The organism is Scandinavium goeteborgense, from assembly GCF_003935895.2.
GTDB lineage: Bacteria > Pseudomonadota > Gammaproteobacteria > Enterobacterales > Enterobacteriaceae > Scandinavium > Scandinavium goeteborgense.
Window position 1 is genome coordinate 1,196,183 of record NZ_CP054058.1, and the last position, 21,289, is coordinate 1,217,471.

21 protein-coding genes are annotated in these 21,289 nt (G+C 54.3%); 17 read left to right on the forward strand and 4 right to left on the reverse strand.

The annotated features are described in order from the left end of the window. Nucleotides 1-123: 123 nt before the first annotated feature. Both hemF and amiA read right to left on the reverse strand, forming a co-directional pair. Nucleotides 124-1,023 carry an oxygen-dependent coproporphyrinogen oxidase gene (gene hemF / locus A8O29_RS06495; RefSeq protein ID WP_125354233.1) on the reverse strand — a complete coding sequence of 300 codons (900 nt, stop codon included), beginning with the start codon at nucleotides 1,021-1,023 and terminating at the stop codon, nucleotides 124-126. Next, nucleotides 1,023-1,892, reverse strand: a complete 870-nt coding sequence (gene amiA / locus A8O29_RS06500; RefSeq protein ID WP_110509051.1) for an N-acetylmuramoyl-L-alanine amidase AmiA — start codon at nucleotides 1,890-1,892, stop codon at nucleotides 1,023-1,025. Before amiA ends, hemF begins: the two co-directional genes overlap by 1 nt. Before the next feature lie 212 nt (nucleotides 1,893-2,104). Between amiA and A8O29_RS06505 the strand changes: the two genes are divergently transcribed. The 8 genes from A8O29_RS06505 to A8O29_RS06540 all read left to right on the forward strand — a co-directional run bounded on the left by A8O29_RS06505 (nucleotide 2,105) and on the right by A8O29_RS06540 (nucleotide 9,089). Then, on the forward strand, nucleotides 2,105-2,530 hold the full coding sequence (locus tag A8O29_RS06505) for a GNAT family acetyltransferase (protein WP_110509053.1): 426 nt from the start codon (nucleotides 2,105-2,107) through the stop codon (nucleotides 2,528-2,530). Beyond that, nucleotides 2,517-2,966: a DUF2919 domain-containing protein gene (locus A8O29_RS06510; RefSeq protein WP_125354234.1), complete on the forward strand. Its 450-nt coding sequence runs from the start codon at nucleotides 2,517-2,519 to the stop codon at nucleotides 2,964-2,966. Before A8O29_RS06505 ends, A8O29_RS06510 begins: the two co-directional genes overlap by 14 nt. Nucleotides 2,967-3,028: 62 nt before the next feature. Further along, on the forward strand, nucleotides 3,029-3,616 hold the full coding sequence (locus A8O29_RS06515; RefSeq protein ID WP_110509057.1) for an RpoE-regulated lipoprotein: 588 nt from the start codon (nucleotides 3,029-3,031) through the stop codon (nucleotides 3,614-3,616). A 107-nt stretch (nucleotides 3,617-3,723) separates the two neighbouring features. Next, complete coding sequence (locus A8O29_RS06520) at nucleotides 3,724-4,623, forward strand: Dyp-type peroxidase (RefSeq protein ID WP_125354235.1); 900 nt, start codon at nucleotides 3,724-3,726, stop codon at nucleotides 4,621-4,623. Nucleotides 4,624-4,967: 344 nt separating this feature from the next. After that, on the forward strand, nucleotides 4,968-5,219 hold the full coding sequence (locus A8O29_RS06525; RefSeq protein ID WP_174081271.1) for a hypothetical protein: 252 nt from the start codon (nucleotides 4,968-4,970) through the stop codon (nucleotides 5,217-5,219). Between the two features lie 122 nt (nucleotides 5,220-5,341). After that, complete coding sequence (locus A8O29_RS06530) at nucleotides 5,342-6,337, forward strand: T6SS immunity protein Tli4 family protein (protein ID WP_174081272.1); 996 nt, start codon at nucleotides 5,342-5,344, stop codon at nucleotides 6,335-6,337. A 113-nt stretch (nucleotides 6,338-6,450) separates the two neighbouring features. After that, nucleotides 6,451-7,980, forward strand: a complete 1,530-nt coding sequence (locus A8O29_RS06535; protein ID WP_174081273.1) for an esterase/lipase family protein — start codon at nucleotides 6,451-6,453, stop codon at nucleotides 7,978-7,980. After that, nucleotides 7,977-9,089: a T6SS immunity protein Tli4 family protein gene (locus A8O29_RS06540; RefSeq protein WP_174081274.1), complete on the forward strand. Its 1,113-nt coding sequence runs from the start codon at nucleotides 7,977-7,979 to the stop codon at nucleotides 9,087-9,089. Before A8O29_RS06535 ends, A8O29_RS06540 begins: the two co-directional genes overlap by 4 nt. 80 nt (nucleotides 9,090-9,169) lie before the next feature. Here A8O29_RS06540 and nudI read toward each other — a convergent pair whose 3' ends face one another. After that, on the reverse strand, nucleotides 9,170-9,595 hold the full coding sequence (gene nudI / locus A8O29_RS06545) for a nucleoside triphosphatase NudI (RefSeq protein ID WP_125353585.1): 426 nt from the start codon (nucleotides 9,593-9,595) through the stop codon (nucleotides 9,170-9,172). 181 nt (nucleotides 9,596-9,776) lie between these two features. On the opposite strand from nudI, the gene cysP reads away from it, so the two are divergent. From cysP to pdxK, 9 genes are all read left to right on the forward strand, one after another. Then, nucleotides 9,777-10,790, forward strand: coding sequence for a thiosulfate ABC transporter substrate-binding protein CysP (gene cysP, locus A8O29_RS06550; protein ID WP_125353584.1), 1,014 nt, complete (start codon nucleotides 9,777-9,779; stop codon nucleotides 10,788-10,790). Next, nucleotides 10,790-11,623 (forward strand): sulfate/thiosulfate ABC transporter permease CysT, encoded by an 834-nt coding sequence (gene cysT, locus A8O29_RS06555; RefSeq protein ID WP_110509063.1) that lies wholly within the window; start codon nucleotides 10,790-10,792, stop codon nucleotides 11,621-11,623. Before cysP ends, cysT begins: the two co-directional genes overlap by 1 nt. Next, complete coding sequence (gene cysW, locus A8O29_RS06560; RefSeq protein ID WP_125353583.1) at nucleotides 11,623-12,498, forward strand: sulfate/thiosulfate ABC transporter permease CysW; 876 nt, start codon at nucleotides 11,623-11,625, stop codon at nucleotides 12,496-12,498. Before cysT ends, cysW begins: the two co-directional genes overlap by 1 nt. Further along, nucleotides 12,488-13,588, forward strand: coding sequence for a sulfate/thiosulfate ABC transporter ATP-binding protein CysA (gene cysA / locus A8O29_RS06565; RefSeq protein ID WP_125353582.1), 1,101 nt, complete (start codon nucleotides 12,488-12,490; stop codon nucleotides 13,586-13,588). Before cysW ends, cysA begins: the two co-directional genes overlap by 11 nt. A gap of 231 nt (nucleotides 13,589-13,819) precedes the next feature. Continuing rightward, complete coding sequence (locus A8O29_RS06570; protein WP_125353581.1) at nucleotides 13,820-14,680, forward strand: helix-turn-helix domain-containing protein; 861 nt, start codon at nucleotides 13,820-13,822, stop codon at nucleotides 14,678-14,680. A gap of 158 nt (nucleotides 14,681-14,838) precedes the next feature. After that, a complete protein-coding gene (locus tag A8O29_RS06575; protein ID WP_125353580.1) occupies nucleotides 14,839-16,143 on the forward strand; it encodes an MFS transporter in 1,305 nt (434 codons plus the stop codon). 27 nt (nucleotides 16,144-16,170) lie between these two features. Next, nucleotides 16,171-18,852 carry a glycoside hydrolase family 78 protein gene (locus A8O29_RS06580; protein WP_125353579.1) on the forward strand — a complete coding sequence of 894 codons (2,682 nt, stop codon included), beginning with the start codon at nucleotides 16,171-16,173 and terminating at the stop codon, nucleotides 18,850-18,852. Between the two features lie 70 nt (nucleotides 18,853-18,922). Continuing rightward, nucleotides 18,923-19,834, forward strand: coding sequence for a cysteine synthase CysM (gene cysM, locus A8O29_RS06585; protein ID WP_110509075.1), 912 nt, complete (start codon nucleotides 18,923-18,925; stop codon nucleotides 19,832-19,834). A gap of 5 nt (nucleotides 19,835-19,839) precedes the next feature. Further along, nucleotides 19,840-20,676, forward strand: coding sequence for a pyridoxine/pyridoxal/pyridoxamine kinase (pdxK, locus tag A8O29_RS06590; RefSeq protein ID WP_125353578.1), 837 nt, complete (start codon nucleotides 19,840-19,842; stop codon nucleotides 20,674-20,676). A 63-nt stretch (nucleotides 20,677-20,739) separates the two neighbouring features. Here the strand turns inward: pdxK and crr are convergent, their stop codons facing one another. After that, the gene (gene crr, locus A8O29_RS06595) at nucleotides 20,740-21,249 is read right to left on the reverse strand and encodes a PTS glucose transporter subunit IIA (protein WP_110509079.1); all 510 of its coding nucleotides are present in this window, start codon (nucleotides 21,247-21,249) and stop codon (nucleotides 20,740-20,742) included. Nucleotides 21,250-21,289 lie beyond the last annotated feature (40 nt).

The window sequence follows — 21,289 nt, forward strand, 5'->3', positions numbered from 1 at the left end:
ACCCTCTCCCACGGGGAGAGGGAACCGATCGGAGTCTTTTTCCCCTTCTCCCTGTGTAACAGGGCGTCAGGCTGTTCGGTTTTCTCCCTCGCCCTGTGGGAGAGGGTCGGGGAGAGGGGATAATTACACCCAGTCCCGAACCTGAATAAACGCATTCAAGGCAGCCTCAGGGCTGCTTTCTTCTGGCTGGTAGTTGTATTCCCAGCGCACCAGCGGCGGCATCGACATTAAAATCGACTCCGTACGCCCGCCGGTCTGTAAACCAAACAGCGTGCCGCGATCCCACACCAGATTGAATTCCACGTACCGACCCCGGCGATAAAGCTGGAAGTCGCGCTCGCGCTCGCCGTAAGCCAGCGGTTTGCGGCGCTCGACAATGGGCAGATACGCCTCGGTATACCCGTCGCCCACGGCTTGCATAAACGCAAAGCACTGGTCGAAATCTGGCGTATTCAGGTCGTCAAAGAACAGGCCGCCGATACCGCGCTGTTCGTTGCGGTGCTTGAGGAAGAAGTATTCGTCGCACCATTTTTTGTAGCGCGGATACACGTCGTCGCCGAACGGCTGACAGAGATCCCGGGCGACGGTGTGCCAGTGCACGGCGTCTTCGTCAAAACCGTAGTACGGCGTTAAATCAAAACCGCCGCCAAACCACCACACCGGGTCCGCGCCCGGTTTTTCAGCAATGAAGAACCGCACGTTGGCGTGGCTGGTGGGCACAAAAGGATTGCGGGGATGAACGACCAGCGAAACGCCCATCGCTTCAAAACTGCGACCGGCCAGCTCCGGGCGATGCGCCGTCGCCGAGGCAGGCATGGCATCGCCATAGACGTGAGAGAAATTCACGCCCGCTTGTTCGAATACGCCGCCGTCGCGCAGCACGCGGCTACGTCCGCCGCCGCCCGCTTCGCGCTGCCAGCTATCTTCAACAAATGCGCTGCCGTCGACTGCCGCAAGCTGCTGGCAGATACGGTCCTGAAGCATCAGTAAAAAGGCTTTTACCTGTGCGGCATCCGGTTTCATTAACGTCTCTTCACGTGTGCTTTCTGATTATCGAACCAGTTGAAATAACTGATGATACCCGAGGCAATCGCGTTGGCGATTTTCTGACGAAACGCGGTGGTGCCCAGCAGCTTCTCTTCACCCGGGTTAGTGATAAACGAGGTTTCGACCAGCACTGATGGAATCGACGGCGACTTCAACACCACGAAGGCGGCCTGTTCAGTACTGCGGCTGTGCAGGCGATGCACCGGTTTAATCTGCTTCAGAATATGCGAGCCGAGCGTCAAACTGTTCTTAATCGTGTCAGTTTGCACCAGATCGAACAGCACCTGCTGTAACAGATGATCTTTATCCATCGCTTTTTTACCGGCCAGCTCATCGGCGGCGTTTTCCTTATCGGAAAGGTATTTCGCCATGGCGCTACTGGCGCCGCGATTGGAGAGGGCAAACACCGATGCTCCGGCGGCGCTCGGGTTGGTGAAGCCGTCTGCGTGGATCGACATAAACAGATCCGCCCCGTGCTTGTGCGCGATTTCCACGCGGTCATACAGGGGAATAAAGGTGTCGCCGGTGCGCGTCAGGTGGGCATCAATGCCGTGATTGCGCAGAATGGAACGCACGTTTTTGGCTATCGCCAGCACCACGTGTTTCTCTTTCGAACCGCCGTGCCCGATGGCGCCGGTGTCAATGCCACCGTGGCCCGGATCGAGCATCACGACGCGACGCGCGCCGGATTTTTTAGCCGCGGGTTTACTGTGACCATTGCTGGTTTTCAGTGTTCCATCTTTGGCGATAGCGTTCGACATGCCGGATAGCGTCAGCGCGGCTAGCCCGGCTTTTAGCACCTGGCGGCGAGATGCGAGTGTCTTTAGGGGTTTGAAAGTGCTCATGCGGCCCGATTTGTAAAAATAAATATTCCATGTGTTATATCGTATCGTGTTTTCCGTTACGACAATCTGGGATGAGAATTGTTTTACTTTTCATTTCAATACGTGACAATGCAACATTATGCCATTTTTTTGACCGTTATTCGCAAGTTATTGGAGATTTAGGATGATCACGCCATAATCACTGTTTTAAACCTAAAATGATGGGCAATAACATGGAGATTCGCGTTTTTCGCCAGTCCGATTTCGAAGAGGTTATTACGCTTTGGGAGCGTTGCGAGCTATTACGCCCCTGGAACGACCCGGAAATGGATATCGAACGTAAGCTAAACCATGACGTTAGCCTGTTTCTGGTGGCGGAAGTGAATGGCGAAGTGGTCGGCACCGTGATGGGTGGCTACGACGGTCATCGCGGCTCGGCCTATTATCTCGGCGTGCATCCGGAATATCGCGGACGCGGCATCGCCAATGCACTGCTGAATCGTCTTGAGAAAAAACTCATTGCGCGCGGCTGCCCGAAATTACAAATCATGGTCCGTGAAGATAACGATATGGTGCAGGGCATGTACGAGCGCCTGGGCTATGAGCATGCGGATGTGGTCGTGCTCGGGAAGCGTCTGATAGAAGATGAAGAATACTGATTTTTTACCGTCGGCATACGATGGTCACGGGCGGCTACGGCTGCCTTTTGTGTTTTGGTGTGTCCTGTTGTTACAGGCGCGAACCTGGGTGGTCTTTGTGATGGCCGGGGCATCGCGTCAGCAGGGCGGGACGCTGCTGGATCTGTTTTATCCCGATCACGATAATTTTTGGATTAGCCTGCTGCCCGGCGTGCCTGCGGTGCTCGCTTTTCTCCTCAGTGGACGGCGACACCAGCTTCCGCGTCTGTGGCCACTGATGCGCTGGGTACTTATTCTCGCGCAGCTCGGGCTGTTACTCTGGCAGCCGCTGCTGTGGTGGCAGGGCGAACCGCTGAGCGGAATTGGCCTGGCGCTGGTTATTGTGGACGGTTTTGCGCTCTGGTGGTTGCTCAGCAACCGCCGTTTACGCGCCTGTTTTTCCCCGCAAGAGGATTAATGGCACTTTTTTGCCATTCTGGACTCCAACAGGCGTTGTGTTGACATACAAAGGATCCTCGAATGAAATCAATGCGTTTATTGCTCTGCGCGCTGCCCCTGGCCTTAACCGGCTGTGCCACCGTCAGTAATGGCTTTAATTCTGTGCACTGGTCGGCGGCGTATCCGTGGAACTGGTTTGGTTCCTCAACGGAAGTGACCGAGCAGGGCGTCGGTGATTTGACCGCCTCCACGCCGCTGAATGAAGAGGCCATCAACGATGCGCTCGACGGCGATTACCGCGTGCGCAGCGGCATGAAAACCGACAAAGGCACCATCGTTAAATACTTCGAAGCGCTGAAGGACGACAAGGTCGCGCTGGTGGTGAATGGCGAGGGCGGAAGTATCAGCCGGATTGATGTCATGGACAGCGACATCCCGGTAGCCGACGGTGCAAAAATCGGTACACCATTCAGCGAGGTATACAGCAAAGCGTTTGGCAACTGTGAAAAAGCCAGCGGTGATGACAGCGCCAGCGTTGAGTGTAAAGTCAAAGATAGCCAGCATATCAGCTATATCTTTAGCGGCAGCTGGGGCGGCCCGCAGGAACTGATGCCGCCGGATGACTCCCTGAAATTCTGGAAAGTCAGCAAGATTATCTGGCGCCGTTAATTTGCGTCTGAGCAAGCCGCCGCCTGAAAAATGCGGGTATAATGCCCGCCATCAATAATGCCACGAGATCGTGGCATCTTTTTTTCAGCCTTTCAGGAGAAGCAGCGATGTCTCAGGTTCAGAGCGGCATTTTGCCGGAACATTGCCGGGCGGCGATTTGGATTGAAGCCAATGTCAAAGGGGACGTCAACGCCCTGCGTGAATGCAGCCGGGTTTTCGCCGATAAGCTGGCCACCTTTGAGGCGAAATTCCCCGACGCCCATCTCGGCGCTGTCGTGGCGTTTGGTCACGACACCTGGCGCAGCCTGAGCGGCGGCGTGGGTGCGGAAGAGCTGAAAGATTTCATTCCTTACGGTAAAGGCCTCGCACCGGCGACGCAAAACGATGTGCTGATCCACATTCTCTCCCTGCGTCATGACGTCAACTTCTCCGTGGCCCAGGCGGCGCTGGAAGCCTTTGGCGACGCCATCGACGTGAAAAGCGAAGTACACGGTTTCCGTTGGGTCGAAGAACGCGACCTCAGTGGTTTCGTCGACGGGACTGAAAACCCGGCGGGCGTTGAGACGCGTCGCGACGTGGCAGTCATTGCCGACGGTACAGATGCGGGCGGCAGCTACGTGTTTGTCCAGCGCTGGGAGCACAATCTCAAGCAGCTGAACCGGATGAGTATTCCTGATCAGGAAATGATGATTGGGCGTACCAAAGAAGCCAACGAAGAGATTGACGGTGACGATCGCCCGGAAACCTCGCACCTGACGCGCGTCGACCTGAAAGAGAACGGCAAAGGCCTTAAAATTGTTCGTCAGAGCCTGCCGTACGGCACCGCCAGCGGCACGCACGGCCTCTATTTCTGCGCCTACTGCGCGCGTCTGTACAATATCGAACAACAGCTGTTAAGCATGTTTGGCGATACCGACGGGAAGCGCGATGCGATGCTGCGTTTCACTAAGCCGGTGACCGGGGGCTATTACTTCGCGCCGTCGCTGGATAAATTACTGACGCTGTAATGTTTGAGTGCCCGGTGGCGCTTCGCTTACCGGGCCTACAGACGCCTTCGACAATGATTACAACAATCCCTTATCAATAAACGTCTGGCGGGTGGCGACGTTTAAATCATACTCGCCGAGCCTGTCCGGGCTGACCCACGCAATGTCCTGAAACTCCTCGTTAAACGTCACTTCACGATTATCTTGTAAAACATATAAATTCTGTTCGTTACAGCCATTCGCGTCGGTTTCTCTGCGGATCTCAGGACCGACGCAAAGGAATAGCTGACTAATTTGAGTTAAGTTTGCTTCGGCGTATTATGGCGCAGATGTTTTTTCAATGAAGAATAACAGGAAGTTAACGCATGGAAGACAAGGGAAACAGTGCTTATCATCGTCCCGTCTGGGATGACAAGGGGCAGTATCATTACGACATCATTCCCCAGCCTAAAGAAAATAATGATGTGGCGATTTGTTTCAAACTGCCCGAAAAAGTGATCCCCGTTATTTTTATTCCAGGAGGGATGGGATCAAACATGAAAGGGGCCTATGCGGTTGACCCCGTGGCCCGTGCCCGTTCGGTGGTTAAAGTTGTGCAGCAGGTACCGGCTCCATGAAAAAGCGTCCTCTTTCCCTGCTGATCACGCCCGTCCTGCTGCTGCTGGCGGCAGGGTATTATATTCATAACTATGTGACGTTTGTGCATACGCCGCCGGCGTTAACGGACAAGGAAGAACGTATGGTTGATACGCTGTTTGCCACCCCCAAAACCCAGTGTGTGGGGCGCTATGTGTTTGAGGTGCCGGGCTCCTTTGAAAATACCCTGAAAGACCGGGTTGAGATTAATGAGGTGCGGATCAGCAGTAAGCGGCTCTACCGCCCGGCGTTTGAGCAGCGTATCCAGCGACGGGAGCAGGAGCTGAACAACAGCAAAACCGTGGATGCTGTTGACCGGCCTTTTCTCAAGCAGGTTTACCGGGTGAGTGAGAATGCGGTGATATTTGACCGTAATAAAAATGAGAGTGCGGCAGGTTTTGGTCGCATTCTGGAAGGGCATCTCTACGTTGACGGGGTGGCGTTCATCCTCACGCAGGAGATCACTGATTTATCTGATCCAAAGTATCAAAAAGATAAGGAGGAATTTATCAATGCTGGCGTCAGCGGCAATTTTCTTAACACCAAACCCCAAAAACTGGCAGAGCTACAGGATGTAATGTCCCGGCTGAGTGGGCGAAAAAACGATGAAATCCCGACGCAGCCAGGGAGCTGTATTCCGGAAGGATTTATTCGCGACGGGAACGGGAAGGCAAAGGAAGATATTACCTTTATCTATCCGCACAGTTCGGTCTTTTCTTTTGTAGTCTGGAGCAATAACTTCCTGAAAGGAAACACAACGATGCTGGAGAGAAGTAATGAAATTCAGCCTTACCTGACGGGAATAAATGCGCGGACATTACGCAAAGGCAAAACACAGATAGCCGGGTTTGATACCAGCGAATGGCTTAACATCGCTCCGTCAGAAAAATCACCCGAGAATCTATCGGCACAGTTATTGTTTACTGCTGAAACCAATGAGAAAACGACGGATTTCATGCATCCCAATCTTGACCTGACGTTAAGTAACGAGACCATGCCCGCAGACAGCGATAGCGTACTGACCTACAGCGATGCTGAACTGGTGGATATATGGGATCGTATCACCCGTTCATTCCGTATCAGGGATAATGCGTTCTGAATAAAGTATCCAGGCACGGCACAGAAGGATTGGCTGGCTAATTTGAGTTAAGTTTGCTTCGGCGTATTACGGAGCAGACGTTTTTTCAATGAAGAATAACAGGAAGTTAACGCATGGAAGACAAGGGAAACAGTGCTTATCATCGTCCCGTCTGGGATGACAACGGGCAGTATCATTACGACATCATTCCCCAGCCTAAAGAAAATAATTATGTGGCGATTTGCCTCAAGCCGCCCGAAAAAGTGATCCCCGTTATTTTCATTCCGGGAGTGATGGGGTCAAACCTGAAAAGTGGGAATAAGAAAGTCTGGCAGTACAGTGCTGCATCACTTAAAAAATGGCCGCTTGCCAGCCCGGAGAAAAGAAAGTTTCTACTCGATCCAAAGACCACGACAGTTGATGACAGTGGGGACATTTTTAATGAGGGTGCGGATGGCAAAAAATATCCTTCCCGGCGCGCCCGCGGTTGGGGAAGCGCGTTTTACAAAAGTTACGGAGAGGCGCTCGACCGGCTACAGTATCTGCTCAGTGATGACGACATCCTGATAGATAATTACTTCCGGGAAACACAACTGCAGACGGCGCGACAGCGTTTTACCGGTACGAGAATCGGTGATGAACCGGCGGAACAGGTATTGACCGAAGACGAAACGGAGCATGGCCACCGGTTTTTATATCCACTGCACGTTTTTGGTTATAACTGGCTGCAGTCCAACGCTGACTCGGCGGCGTTGCTGGGAATGTATATCGACAGGGTGCTGGGGCAGTATCACGGCCGACTGGCGGTAAATAAGGTTATCCTGGTGACTCACTCTATGGGGGGACTGGTTGCCCGGCACTACTCAGAAAACATGGACGGACAGGAAAATATACTGGGGGTAGTGCACGGCGTGATGCCGGACCTGGGGTCGCCGGCGGCATACCGGCGTATGAAAATCGGTGAGCGTGGCATTATCGGGATGATTATCGGGGACAGAGCAGAAAAACTGATGCCGGTGCTGGCACAATCCCCCGGTCCGTTACAGTTGCTGCCGGGGAGGGCTTATGGACCGGGCTGGCTGAAAATAGAGGGCAGCGGTACCCGGCTGTCCCTGCCGGTGGCCGATCCGTATGAGGAAATTTACCTGAACAGAACGGCCTGGTGGCGGTTGTGTAAGCAGGATTTGCTGCTGGGGGATACTGACAGTGAATGGGCGGCTTTTGCTAAACGAGTGAAAGTAGATGTAAAAACATTTATCGAGAAACTGACCGGCAAATACCATCCCCAGACCTGGTTGTTTTACGGGGCCAGTGAACATAATCAGTCTGATGCGTTCCTGACATGGAAGGAACGCATCCCCCTGAGGGTGCAGGAGGCGCAGAGGGTCCGGGAGCGTGCCGGTGACCCCGTTGCGCTGTCCCCGTTACGAGCCTCGGAGCTTATCTCATCCGGAAGTCCTGGCGACGGCACGGTGCCGGTGACGGCAATCCGGACCTCATCTCCCTGTATTCAGGGTGTACTGGCCACCAACGTTGACCATGAAGGGGCCTATGCAGTTGACCCTGTGGACCGTGCCCGTTCGGTTTACTGTGACCTGTCGGACGCTCTGGTGTTCACGGTCCGTTCGGTGGTGAAAATTGTGCAGCAGGTACCGGCTCCATGAAAAAGCGTCCTCTTTCCCTGCTGATCACGCCCGTCCTGCTGCTGCTGGCGGCAGGGTATTATATTCATAACTATGTGACGTTTGTGCATACGCCGCCGGCGTTAACGGACAAGGAAGAACGTATGGTTGATACGCTGTTTGCCACCCCCAAAACCCAGTGTGTGGGGCGCTATGTGTTTGAGGTGCCGGGCTCCTTTGAAAATACCCTGAAAGACCGGGTTGAGATTAATGAGGTGCGGATCAGCAGTAAGCGGCTCTACCGCCCGGCGTTTGAACAGCGTATCCAGCGACGAGAGCAGGAGCTGAACAACAGCAAAACCGTGGATGCTGTTGACCGGCCTTTCCTTAAGCAGGTTTACCGGGTGAGTGAGAATGCGGTGATATTTGACCGTAATGAAAATGAGAGTGTTGCTGGATTTGGTCGCATTCTGGAAGGGCATCTGTATGTTGACGGGGTGGCATTCATCCTCACGCAGGAGATCACCGATTACTCTGACCCACGTTATGCAAAAGAACGAGCGTTTTATTTGCGGGATGAGGCCAAAAGACCCACCTGGATGGCGAATAACAAACCCCAAAAACTGGCAGAGCTACAGGATGTAATGTCCCGGCTGAGTGGGCGAAAAAACGATGAAATCCCGACGCAGCCAGGGAGCTGTATTCCGGAAGGATTTATTCGCGACGGGAACGGGAAGGCAAAGGAAGATATTACCTTTGTCTATCCGCACAGTTCGGTTTTTTCCCTGTCGGTTTCCACGAATACTTACCTTTGTGATCCAGCGAGTATGCTGGAGCGAAGTCATGAAATTCAGCCTTACCTGACGGGAATAAATGCGCGGACATTACGCAAAGGCAAAACACAGATAGCCGGATTTGAGGCCGATGAATGGCTTAATACCGCCCCGTCAGAAAAATCACCCGATAATCCATCAGGGCAGTTACTTTTTAATGTCATTGCTAATGAAAAAATAGTGGCTTTTCGCCATCCAATAATTGATCTGACATTGAGTAATTATGCCCTGCCTCCGCCGACCTACAGCGATGCTGAACTGGTGGATATATGGGATCGTATCACCCGTTCATTCCGTATCAGGGACAATGCGTTCTGAGTAAAACATCCTGAGCTCAACCAGAGACCTTCCTGAGATTAGTGGTTGGGCTCAGAAGGATGTTTATCGGGCATATATGCCTACAACAATCCCTTATCAATAAACGTCTGGCGGGTGGCGACGTTTAAATCATACTCGCCTAGCCTGTCGGGGCTGACCCACGCAATGTCCTGAAACTCCTCGTTAAACGTCACTTCACGATTCGCACTCACGCAATCGAACATCAGGTAAATCATGTAAATCTCTTCTTTGCTGCCATCGGCGTAGGTTTTGATACGGGTATCGTCGCGGAAATGCCATGGAGTGATTTTCTCGATACGCAGCTTTTCGCCCAGCTCTTCGCCTATTTCGCGCAGCAGCGCCTGCTCCATGGTTTCACCAGGCTCCATTCCCCCGCCGGAAAGCGCCCACTGGCCGGGAAATACACCGCGGTCATCGGCCATTTTGCACAGCAGATACTCACCGTTATTCTGAATAATCGGGCAGACAATCGTCCTTTGACGCATCAGTTCATCCTCATTGCGGGTTTCGTCGAGTGTACCAAATCGGCTGGCTGATGAACGCCGAAAAACCCTTATTCTGTTTTCAACTTCCAAAGCACCAAACGGTATATAAAACCGTTACTGCTTTCATCCTCGTTATAAATATTATGACAGTCGATAGTCATCACATTTATAAGGGTGCGCAATGGCCGTTAAATCACTGAAAAAAGGAACACTGGTGCTGGGAGCCTTGCTGCTGGCGGCTCAGGCGCAGGCAACCGAGTTGCTCAACAGTTCCTATGATGTTTCCCGCGAGCTGTTTGCTGCCCTGAATCCGCCGTTTGAACAACAGTGGGCGAAGGACAATGGCGGTGACAAGCTCAATATTAAGCAATCCCACGCGGGTTCTTCCAAACAGGCGTTGGCGATTTTGCAGGGTCTGAAGGCCGATGTCGTGACCTACAACCAGGTGACGGACGTGCAGATCCTGCATGACAAAGGCAAGCTGATCCCTGCGAACTGGCAGAGCCGTTTACCGAATAACAGTTCTCCGTTCTATTCGACCATGGCGTTCCTGGTGCGCAAGGGCAACCCGAAGAATATTCATAACTGGAACGACCTGGTGCGCCCGGACGTACAGCTGGTGTTCCCGAACCCGAAAACCTCTGGCAATGGGCGTTATACCTATCTGGCGGCCTGGGGTGCAGCGGCCAAAGCCGATGGAAACGATAACGCCAAAACCGAACAGTTCATGACTCAGTTCCTGAAAAATGTGCAGGTGTTCGATACCGGCGGCCGCGGGGCGACGACCACTTTCGTGGATCGTGGTTTAGGCGATGTGCTGATCACCTTCGAATCCGAAGTGAACAACATCCGTAAACAGTACGCAGACCAGGGCTTCGAAGTCGTGGTGCCGAAAACCAATATCCTGGCCGAATTCCCAGTGACCTGGGTCGACAAAAACGTGAAGGCCAACGGCACGGAAAAAGCGGCGAAGGCGTATCTGACCTGGCTGTACAGCCCGCAGGCGCAAACCATCATTACCGATTACTACTACCGCGTGAACAACCCGGCGGTGATGGAGAAGCTGAAAGACAAATTCCCGCAGACTGACCTGTTCCGCGTGGAAGACCAGTTCGGCTCATGGCCAAATGCAATGAAAACCCATTTCGCCAGCGGTGGCGAGCTGGATAAGCTGTTAGCGGCGGGGCATAAGTAATGTTTGCTGTTTCTTCCAGACGTGTGCTGCCGGGCTTCACCTTAAGCCTTGGCACCAGTCTGCTGTTTGTATGCCTGATTTTGCTGCTGCCACTCAGCGCGCTGGTGATGCAGCTGGCGCAAATGAGTTGGGCGCAATACTGGGACGTCATCACCAACCCTCAGGTGGTGGCGGCCTATAAAGTGACGCTGCTGTCGGCGTTTGTGGCCTCGATTTTCAACGGCGTGTTCGGCCTGCTGATGGCATGGATCCTCACACGCTACCGTTTTCCGGGCCGCACGCTGCTTGATGCGCTGATGGATTTACCGTTCGCGCTGCCGACGGCGGTGGCGGGTTTAACTCTCGCGTCGCTTTTTTCAGTCAACGGTTTCTACGGCGAATGGCTGGCGAAGTTTGATATCAAAGTGACCTATACCTGGCTCGGTATTGCCGTGGCGATGGCGTTCACCAGCATTCCGTTCGTAGTGCGCACCGTTCAGCCGGTGCTGGAAGATTTGGGGCCGGAATACGAAGAAGCGGCGGAAACGCTCGGTGCAACGCGTATTCAGAGCTTCTGTAAAGTGGTGCTGCCGGAGCTGTCTCCGGCGTTGCTGGCGGGCGTGGCGCTGTCATTTACCCGCAGCCTGGGCGAGTTTGGCGCGGTGATTTTCATCGCCGGGAACATCGCCTGGAAAACGGAAGTGACGTCGCTGATGATTTTTGTGCGCTTGCAGGAGTTTGATTATCCGGCGGCGAGCGCGATTGCGTCCGTTATTCTCGGCGCGTCGCTGCTACTGCTGTTCTCCATCAACACCTTGCAGAGTCGCTTTGGTCGACGTGTGGTAGGTCACTAATGGCGGAAGTTACGCAATTGAAACGCTATGACGCACCCCGCATCAACTGGGGAAAATGGTTTCTGATCGGAACCGGCATGCTGGTGTCAGCCTTCATTCTGCTGGTGCCGATGATTTATATCTTCGTTGAGGCGTTCAGCAAAGGGTTGATGCCCGTGCTGCACAACCTGGCGGACCCGGACATGCTGCACGCCATCTGGCTGACGGTGATGATTGCGCTGATAACCGTGCCGGTAAACCTGGTGTTCGGCACGCTGTTGGCCTGGCTGGTGACACGCTTTAACTTCCCGGGCCGCCAGTTGCTACTGACTCTGCTGGATATTCCCTTTGCGGTATCGCCGGTGGTTGCAGGCCTGGTGTATCTGCTGTTCTACGGCTCGAACGGTCCGCTTGGCGGCTGGCTCGATGAACATAATTTACAGGTGATGTTTGCCTGGCCGGGCATGGTGCTGGCGACGATTTTCGTGACCTGTCCTTTCGTGGTGCGCGAGCTGGTGCCGGTGATGCTGAGTCAGGGCAGCCACGAAGACGAGGCGGCGATTCTGCTCGGCGCGTCAGGCTGGCAGATGTTCCGCCGCGTTACGCTGCCGAACATCCGTTGGGCGCTGCTGTACGGCGTGGTGCTGACCAACGCCCGCGCGATTGGCGAGTTCGGTGCGGTGTCGGTGGTGTCCGGTTCTATCCGCGGTGAAACGCTGTCGCTGCCGCTGCAAATTGAATTACTCCAGCAGGATTACAACACCGTCGGTTCGTTCACCGCCGCAGCCCTGCTGACGTTAATGGCTATCTTGACCCTGTTTTTGAAGAGTGTGGTGCAGTGGCGCCTGGAGAATCAGGAAAAACGCGCGCATCAGGAGACGCATCATGAGCATTGAAATTGCCAGCATTAAGAAATCGTTTGGACGCACTCAGGTGCTGAATGATATCTCCCTGGATATTCCGTCCGGGCAGATGGTGGCGCTGTTGGGGCCGTCCGGCTCGGGTAAAACGACGCTGCTGCGTATTATCGCCGGGCTCGAACACCAGACCAGCGGGCAGATCCGCTTCCAGGGTACTGATGTGAGCCGTCTTCATGCCCGTGACCGTAAAGTCGGTTTTGTGTTTCAGCACTATGCGCTGTTCCGCCACATGACTGTGTTCGACAACATCGCGTTTGGCCTGACGGTGCTTCCGCGTCGTGAGCGTCCGAATGCGGCGCAAATCAAAGCCAAAGTCACCAAGCTGCTGGAAATGGTTCAGCTGGCGCATCTGGCCGACCGTTTCCCGGCACAGCTCTCCGGCGGGCAAAAGCAGCGCGTGGCACTGGCCCGTGCGCTGGCGGTGGAACCACAAATTTTGCTGCTCGACGAACCGTTTGGTGCGCTGGACGCGCAGGTGCGTAAAGAGCTGCGTCGTTGGCTGCGTCAACTCCATGAAGAGCTGAAATTCACCAGCGTGTTCGTGACCCACGATCAGGAAGAAGCGATGGAAGTCGCGGATCGGGTGGTGGTGATGAGCCAGGGCAACATCGAGCAAGTTGATGCGCCGGAACAGGTGTGGCGCGAGCCTGCGACCCGTTTCGTACTCGAATTTATGGGCGAAGTGAATCGCCTGAAAGGCACTATCCGCGGCGGCCAGTTCCATGTCGGCGCGCACCGTTGGCCGCTCGGCTATACGCCTGCGCATCAGGGGCCGGTCGATTTGTTCCTGCGCCCGTGGGAAGTCGACGTCAGTCGTCGCACCAGCCTCGATTCACCGTTGCCGGTACAGGTGCTGGAAGCGAGCCCGAAAGGGCACTACACCCAACTGGTGGTGCAGCCTCTCGGTTGGTATGACGAACCGCTGACCGTGGTGATGCGCGACGAAGTCCCGCAGCGCGGCGACCGTTTGTTTGTTGGGCTACAGCATGCGCGTCTTTATAACGGCAGCGAACGCATTGAAGGGATTGATGAGGTCTCATCACTGGCGCTGGCCGAAACGGCCTGACGGTTCGTACCTGCTTCAGAGAAAAGGCTCATGGAAACATGGGCCTTTTTTTATTTCGTCTGACCAATCAGCAGTAATAGCGAAAAATGGTGTAACCGTCACAGAGAGTTACGCCTGAATGCCATTTGCACATAATGACTTGTCACTACTCTTGCTGTTTAATGTTGATATGCCGTGACAAATATCAGTCTTACAAAGTGTAAGGATATTAACGTAAAACGTGAGGTCATTATGGTGGATATTAAACAGTGTGAAGATTTCTTCCCCTCTGAAGACCATGCGTTTTGCGTGTTTATATTAAGCAATCAGGCGATGGCCGATCTACATGGACATGAATTTGATGAACTGGTGATTGTTCGCAGCGGCAGCGGGTTTCATATCGTTAACGATCATGCGGAAATGATCCGCCCGGGTGATTTCTTTTTCGTGACGGCCAATGACGTACACTATTATGAAGCGACCAGCGAACTGTCGCTGATTAATATTCTCATACATCGGCAGCGGCCGTTTCAATATATTAAAAACATTGATGCGCTGATTGAGTCGATCAGCGAAAAGACCCGTCCGTTTGATGATCGTTACCAGCCGCTCACGGAGCGGACGTTAAACAGTATCATTACCCTGGCAGAAGGGATCAGCCGTCGACGCGATGATGCCTTTGACCCGCTTTATTTTTCCGGTACCGAGTCGGCGTTCTTGCAAATCCTGACGTTGCTGTGCACGGAGCAAACAGTCAGCAAAAGTGCCGTCGTCGACGAGCGCCGTAAGATTTATCTGCTCGACCATATTCGCCAGCACTACGCGCAGGAGATTAACTGGAAAGGCGTTTGTGAGGAAGGAGGCATCGCGCTACGCACGCTGTATCGTTTCTTCCGCGAAATGACGGGTAACACGCCAGAGAAATTTCAGCAGCTGTATCGTTTATTGAAAGCGCAGGAATTATTACGCACAACGGATATACCGGTCAGCCGCATCGCGCTGCTGTGTGGGTTTCTTAATCCTCCGCGTTTGACCGAAGCCTATCGCCGCTATTTTCAACATACGCCCTCGCAGGAGCGACAATTAAGTACCTCAATTAAACAGAAACCGTAATTATTTTTATCCGGTTTGTCGGGCATATTTTCCTGAATAAAGCGGCAGCATTAACAACTGCTGTCAGGAGTCGTATTGCCCGGATTTGGCCGTTACGCATTGCGTTAATTTAACAGGATTGGATTTATTACTCTTACAACCTCGCTGGAGTATTTATTATGCTCAATATTAAACAGCCCAACCCATGGTACGTTGGCGTTGTTTCCGGCATGGCTTCTTATATTGATTCCGCGGCGATTGTGTCTAATGGCACGGCGCTGGTGATTTATCAAAAGGCCATCGGAACAACCTCAACTGAAATTGGTATTCTTTCGGGCGTATTAACCTTATGTATCGCGCTGGGTGCTTTTACTGGCGGTCGTCTGGGCGATTGTTACGGCAGGCGCAACGTTTTTATTATCACAATGATGATGGTCTTTATTGGCACGCTGCTGCTGGCGTTCTCCGGTGGTTTTTACTTATTGCTGCTCGGGACCGTGCTGGTCGGGCTGGCTACCGGGGCCGACCTGCCCGTTTCGTTGGCGACCATTTCGGAAGCGGCGAGTGATAAAAATCGCGGCAAAATTATCGGCCTGTCTAATTTGCTGTGGTTTGCCGGTATTTGTACCACCATGGCGATTTCGGCGCTGGTCGGTGGCTGGGGCAGAAGCGGTGCACAGATTTTATATCTGCATGTCGGCACTGTGGCGTTCATTTTGCTGGTGCTACGCTGGTCGCTGCCGGAATCCCCGATGTGGCTGACGGCGCATAAGGAACGGAAGGCTGGGCGATCCACGGTCCGGGCGCAAAAAACGTCGATCGGTGATTTGCTGCGTGGGAAATACCTCTGGCCCTTTATCGCGCTGTGTCTGTTTTACATGTTTACCAATCTGGCAGCCAATACCGGCGGGCAGTTTGGCGCGTACGTCGCGGTGAACGTGGTCGGCATCACGGTCGAAAAGAATGCACTCTGGAACCTGATAGCGATGCCGGTGGGCGTCCTGTCCGGCCTCTTGTTTATGAAAATGGTTGATACCCAAAAACGCATGCTGGTGTACATCATCGGGGCCTTTTTCTTTGCCGGCGGCTTCTTTATGCCAGTGATCCTGCACTTTTCCCCTGTCTCCTGGCTGTGCTGCCTGCTGTTTACCGCCATCGGCAGCGGGATGGCGTTTGAAGGGATCATGAAAGTCTGGTCGCAGGAATCTTTCCCTACCATGCTGCGCGCCACCGCCCAAGGTGCGATTGTCGGTGTGGCTCGCCTGACCTGCGGCATCCTCGCCTTTGTCACACCGGTGCTGCTCGATGCCGGACCGATTGTGCTCTACACCCTGCTTTCGGGTCTGGTGGCCTCAGGCATGTTTATCGGCTGGTTGTGCTTTCATGGCAAGCAGCGCAACGAATTTTCCAGTGAGGCCGAAATTATCGCCTCGGCGACACATCGCCCGCTGCCCGCTGCGGCTCAGACCACTACCCCGAATTAACCTCATTTACGCAAGGAGTCTTTGATTATGCTTTCAGTCAGTCAAATTACGCTCGACGGTGAAGTCTCGTTAAGTGGTGTCGATCGGTTGCCCATTATCGGCTGGAAAATTGACAGCGACAGGCGCGATGTTGTGCAGCACTCCTGGCATTTACAGTGCAGTCTGACCGCCGATTTCTCATCGCTGATTTTTGACAGCGGGGAGGTGACCAGCGCGCAGTCAAATAACATTGAGCTTGGCGACGCGGCATTATTGTCGTCAACCCGCTATCACCTGCGGGTGCGCATTACTGACAACCGCGGGGAACGCAGCGAATGGAGCCCGTTGGCGGTGTTCGTCACCGGCATGCTCGGTGCGCCGTGGCAGGCGGAGTTTATTTCGGCGGAAACACCGGCGGATAGCCCGAAGTCACACGCCACGCTGCTGCGCAAAACTTTCGGATTAAAGCAGCATAAGGCGATTGCCGCTGCCTGGGTGCACGCCACGGCACTGGGAATTTATCAGCTGTTCCTGAACGGTGAGCGCGTCGGCAACGATGAGCTGACGCCAGGCTGGACCAGCTACCGGCATCATTTGCTGTATCAAACCTATGACGTGACTGCCCTGTTGAATCAGGGTGAGAACGTTATCGGTGCAGAGCTGGGCGCGGGTTGGTTTAAAGGTGATATGGGCTTTAGCCGCCACCGTAACTATTACGGCGAACAAACCGCGCTGCTGTGCCAGCTGGTGATTCAGTATGACGACGGCTCGCGGCAGGTTGTTGGGACCGACCGATCATGGCGAGGCAGTGATTCCGCGCGTGATTTTGCTGAGATTTATGACGGCGAACGGTTTGATGCGCGTAAGGTTCAGGCAGGCTGGAGTCAGACTGATTTTAACGATGCGTCATGGCGGGCGGTCAGCGTCGTCAATTGGGATAAAAACACCCTGGTAGCCCAGGGCGCGGGGACCGTTCGCCAGATGGAACGGCTGGCGGCGAAGGCGCTGATTATTACGCCGCAGGGCGATAAGGTTCTCGATTTCGGCCAGAACATGAGCGGCTGGGTCGAGTTTCGCGTGCGCGGCAATGTGGGGGATAAAGTGGTGCTACGCCACTTTGAAACCCTGGACGCCAACGGCAACGTGTACCTCGATAACCTGCGCACCGCCAGGCAGACCACGGAATATGTTCTGACAGGCGAGGGCGAGGAAACCTGGCATCCGCGGTTTAGCTGGCAGGGGTTCCGCTATGTGAAGGTGGAGGAATTTCCAGGCGGGCTGGATCTGAACCAGTTCACCGCCATTGTTATCCATTCTGATATGGCGGCCACCGGGCATTTTGCCTGCTCAAATCCTGATCTCAATCAGCTGCACCACAACATCCTGTGGGGACTGAAAAGTAACTTTGTCGATGTGCCGACCGACTGCCCGCAGCGTGATGAACGCCTGGGCTGGACCGGCGATGCGCAGATATTTTGCCGGACGGCGAGCTATCTGATGCAAACCCAGACCTTCTTTGCCAAATGGCTGGTTGACCTGAAGGCCGACCAAACTCCGGAAGGCGGCGTGCCGCACGTTATTCCCGACATCCTGACCGGACACTGTGACCAGGATAAGTTTCTGGCGGAAGGGGGAACGCATTCGGCAACCGGCTGGGCCGACGCGGCGGTGGTCAATCCGTGGACCATGTACCTGATGTATGGCGACACGCGGGTGCTGGAAAATCAGTATGCCAGCATGAAAGGTTGGGTCGATTTTATGCAGGCGCACGCAGACAACGATATCTGGCGCTATAAGCTGCAGTTTGGCGACTGGGTGGCACTGGATGCGCAAGAAGGCAGCTATTTTGGCGCGACGCCGGAGGACCTGATTTGCACCGCCTGGTACGCACATTCCACGCAACTGTTGGCGAAAACGGCAAAGGTGCTGGAACGCACGGACGATCACCTTTATTACGATGCGTTGCATGCACGGATTGTTGAACGTTTTCACCAGCGATTCTTTACCGCCGACGGGGATATGACCGCCCGGACCCAGACGGCGCATATTCTCGCGCTGTGTTTCAACCTGGTGCCGGACGTTTGGCGCGAGCGCACGGCGAATCGGCTGGTGGAACTGTTGCACGAGCATGGCGGGCATCTGGTGACCGGCTTCCTTGGCACGCCGTATTTCTGCCACGCGCTAAGTCAGAATCAACATCCAAAAGAAGCCTGGGCGCTGCTGTTGAAAGACGATTTCCCGTCATGGCTGTATCAGGTAAAAGCCGGGGCCACCACTATTTGGGAGCACTGGGACGGTATTAAACCCGATGGTTCGATGTGGAGCCCGGACATGAACTCGTTTAACCACTATGCCTACGGCGCGGTGGGGGAATGGCTGTATCGCACCGTGGCGGGCATTGAAGCGGATGAAACGGCACCGGGATTCAAGCATGTGGTGATTTCACCCCTGCCCGGTGGCGGCCTGAGCTGGATGGACGCCCGCTATCAGTCGATTTATGGCGACATCGCAGTGAACTGGCAGGCGCAAAAGGGGCGTGTGGTGCTGACGTTCCGTGTTCCGGCGAATACCACGGCGACCGTTAAGCTGCCTGCGGTCAGGGAGATTATCACCAGCGGCTCGTTGAATTTTGCTCATGTTAACGGTGAATGGGCGGCGTACTGCGGATCGGGAGAATATCGGGTGGAGTATTTGCCTGATGAATCGGTAGACCTGACTTACACAGACTGATAGCTTAACGTTATCACACAGAGCAAGCGGCCCGCGTGGCCGCTTTTTCTTTGCAAGTCTGGACCGGAACGTGAATACATTAGAACAAACCATCGGCAACACACCATTAGTCAAACTCCAGCGCCTCACGCCGGACAACGGCAGCGAAATCTGGGTCAAACTGGAAGGCAACAATCCGGCGGGGTCGGTGAAAGACCGTGCCGCGCTGTCGATGATTGTGCAGGCGGAAAAACGCGGTGAAATCAAACCGGGCGACGTGCTGATTGAAGCCACCAGTGGCAACACCGGCATTGCGCTGGCGATGATCGCCGCGCTGAAAGGGTATCGCATGAAGCTGCTGATGCCCGACAACATGAGCCAGGAGCGGCGGGCGGCGATGCGCGCCTACGGGGCTGAGCTGATTCTGGTCAGCAAAGAGCAGGGCATGGAGGGCGCACGTGATTTAGCGCTGGAAATGGCTACCCGCGGCGAGGGTAAATTGCTCGACCAGTTTAATAATCCGGATAACCCCTTCGCGCATTACACAACCACCGGACCGGAAATTTGGCAGCAAACTGAGCAGCGAATGACGCATTTCGTGTCCAGCATGGGCACCACCGGCACCATTACCGGCGTGTCGCGTTTTCTGCGCGAGCAAGATAAAAGCGTGACCATTGTCGGTCTGCAGCCGGAAGAGGGCAGCAGCATTCCAGGCATCCGCCGCTGGCCTGCAGAGTACATGCCGGGCATTTTTAATGCCTCTCTGGTGGATGAGGTCATGGATATTCATCAGCGTGATGCGGAAAATACCATGCGTGAACTGGCGGTGCGGGAAGGTATTTTCTGCGGCGTGAGTTCCGGTGGCGCGGTTGCCGGTGCGCTGCGGGTGGCGAAGGCCAATCCGGGCGCGGTGGTAGTGGCGATTATCTGCGATCGCGGCGATCGGTATTTATCGACCGGCGTGTTTGGTGAAGAGAGTTACAGTCAGGGGGCGGGGATTTAACGGTCATGGACATGATTCTATTCCGGGATAAAACCCGGGCGCAGCAGGCCGATATTGTGGCCGTGCAGTCTCAGGTCGTGTACGGCAGCGTGGGTAACAGCGTGGCGGTACCGAATATTAAACAGCATCATCTGAACGTGTTAGCGGTACCAACGGTGCTGTTCAGCAATACGCCGCATTACGATACGTTTTACGGGGGTGTGATCCCTGATGAGTGGTTCAGCGGTTATTTGCGTGCGCTCGAAGAGCGGGATGCGCTGCGTGAACTAAAAGCGGTGACCACAGGTTATATGGGCAGTGCCAGCCAGATTGCGATTCTGGCCCAGTGGTTGAAAGCGATGCGCGAAAAGCATCCGCAGATGATGATTCTGGTGGACCCGGTGATCGGCGATACCGACAGCGGCGTGTACGTGAAGCCAGAAATCCCAGCGGCGTATTGCGAGCATTTACTGCCGCTGGCGCAGGGCATTACGCCTAACGTGTTCGAGTTGGGCGTACTGAGTGGCAAACCGTGTGAGACGCTGGACGAGGCGATTTCCGCAGCGAAAAGCCTGCTGTCAGAGACGCTGAAATGGGTGGCGATTACCAGCGCGCCGGTTGAGGACGCTAACGACATTCACGTGGTGCTGGTGACGGCAGACAGCGTGGATATCAGCAGCTGGCCCCGTGTGGCGACCGATTTGAAAGGCACGGGCGATTTGTTCTGCTCGGAGTTAATCAGCGCGGTAGTGCAGGGGAAAACGTTGCAGGACGCCGTGCGTTTAGCGGGCAGTCGTGTGGTTGAGGTGATGGCGTACACCCTCGAGAAAGGGTATGACGAGCTGATTCTGCCACCGCGATAATCCTGAATGACAGAAACAAAAATGGCGCCCGAAGGCGCCATTTTTCTATCCATGCGGCATCAATTATTTTTTGATGCGGATAACCGGAGTTTCACCCACGGTCACGCTACCGGACAGTTTGATAAGCTCTTTGATCTCGTCCATGTTGGAGATAACAACCGGAGTCAGGGTAGACTTGGCTTTCTCTTCCAGCAGTGCCAGATCGAACTCGATAACCGGATCGCCAACTTTGACACGCTGGCCTTCTTCCGCGATACGTTTGAAACCTTCGCCTTTCAGTTCAACGGTATCGATACCGAAGTGAACGAACAGCTCAATGCCACTGTCGGACTCGATAGAAAACGCGTGGTTGGTTTCAAAGATTTTACCGATAGTACCATCAACCGGCGCAACCATTTTGTTGCCGGTCGGTTTGATAGCAATGCCATCGCCCACGATTTTCTCAGCAAAAACAACATCCGGCACGTCTTCGATGTTGACGATCTCGCCAGAGAGCGGGGCAACAATCTCAATAGTTCCGGTGTCTTTTTTATCATCAGAAACCAGAGATTTCAGTTTATCGAACAAACCCATGATCTTCTCCTAAGCAGTAATTTGGGCCGCATCTCGTGGA

Coding starts and splice junctions, on each gene's coding strand:
- hemF (WP_125354233.1), bottom strand. CDS start 1,023: ATGAAACCGGATGCCGCACAGGTAAAAGCCTTTTTACTGATGCTTCAG.
- amiA (WP_110509051.1), bottom strand. CDS start 1,892: ATGAGCACTTTCAAACCCCTAAAGACACTCGCATCTCGCCGCCAGGTG.
- A8O29_RS06505 (WP_110509053.1), top strand. CDS start 2,105: ATGGAGATTCGCGTTTTTCGCCAGTCCGATTTCGAAGAGGTTATTACG.
- A8O29_RS06510 (WP_125354234.1), top strand. CDS start 2,517: ATGAAGAATACTGATTTTTTACCGTCGGCATACGATGGTCACGGGCGG.
- A8O29_RS06515 (WP_110509057.1), top strand. CDS start 3,029: ATGAAATCAATGCGTTTATTGCTCTGCGCGCTGCCCCTGGCCTTAACC.
- A8O29_RS06520 (WP_125354235.1), top strand. CDS start 3,724: ATGTCTCAGGTTCAGAGCGGCATTTTGCCGGAACATTGCCGGGCGGCG.
- A8O29_RS06525 (WP_174081271.1), top strand. CDS start 4,968: ATGGAAGACAAGGGAAACAGTGCTTATCATCGTCCCGTCTGGGATGAC.
- A8O29_RS06530 (WP_174081272.1), top strand. CDS start 5,342: ATGGTTGATACGCTGTTTGCCACCCCCAAAACCCAGTGTGTGGGGCGC.
- A8O29_RS06535 (WP_174081273.1), top strand. CDS start 6,451: ATGGAAGACAAGGGAAACAGTGCTTATCATCGTCCCGTCTGGGATGAC.
- A8O29_RS06540 (WP_174081274.1), top strand. CDS start 7,977: ATGAAAAAGCGTCCTCTTTCCCTGCTGATCACGCCCGTCCTGCTGCTG.
- nudI (WP_125353585.1), bottom strand. CDS start 9,595: ATGCGTCAAAGGACGATTGTCTGCCCGATTATTCAGAATAACGGTGAG.
- cysP (WP_125353584.1), top strand. CDS start 9,777: ATGGCCGTTAAATCACTGAAAAAAGGAACACTGGTGCTGGGAGCCTTG.
- cysT (WP_110509063.1), top strand. CDS start 10,790: ATGTTTGCTGTTTCTTCCAGACGTGTGCTGCCGGGCTTCACCTTAAGC.
- cysW (WP_125353583.1), top strand. CDS start 11,623: ATGGCGGAAGTTACGCAATTGAAACGCTATGACGCACCCCGCATCAAC.
- cysA (WP_125353582.1), top strand. CDS start 12,488: ATGAGCATTGAAATTGCCAGCATTAAGAAATCGTTTGGACGCACTCAG.
- A8O29_RS06570 (WP_125353581.1), top strand. CDS start 13,820: ATGGTGGATATTAAACAGTGTGAAGATTTCTTCCCCTCTGAAGACCAT.
- A8O29_RS06575 (WP_125353580.1), top strand. CDS start 14,839: ATGCTCAATATTAAACAGCCCAACCCATGGTACGTTGGCGTTGTTTCC.
- A8O29_RS06580 (WP_125353579.1), top strand. CDS start 16,171: ATGCTTTCAGTCAGTCAAATTACGCTCGACGGTGAAGTCTCGTTAAGT.
- pdxK (WP_125353578.1), top strand. CDS start 19,840: ATGGACATGATTCTATTCCGGGATAAAACCCGGGCGCAGCAGGCCGAT.
- crr (WP_110509079.1), bottom strand. CDS start 21,249: ATGGGTTTGTTCGATAAACTGAAATCTCTGGTTTCTGATGATAAAAAA.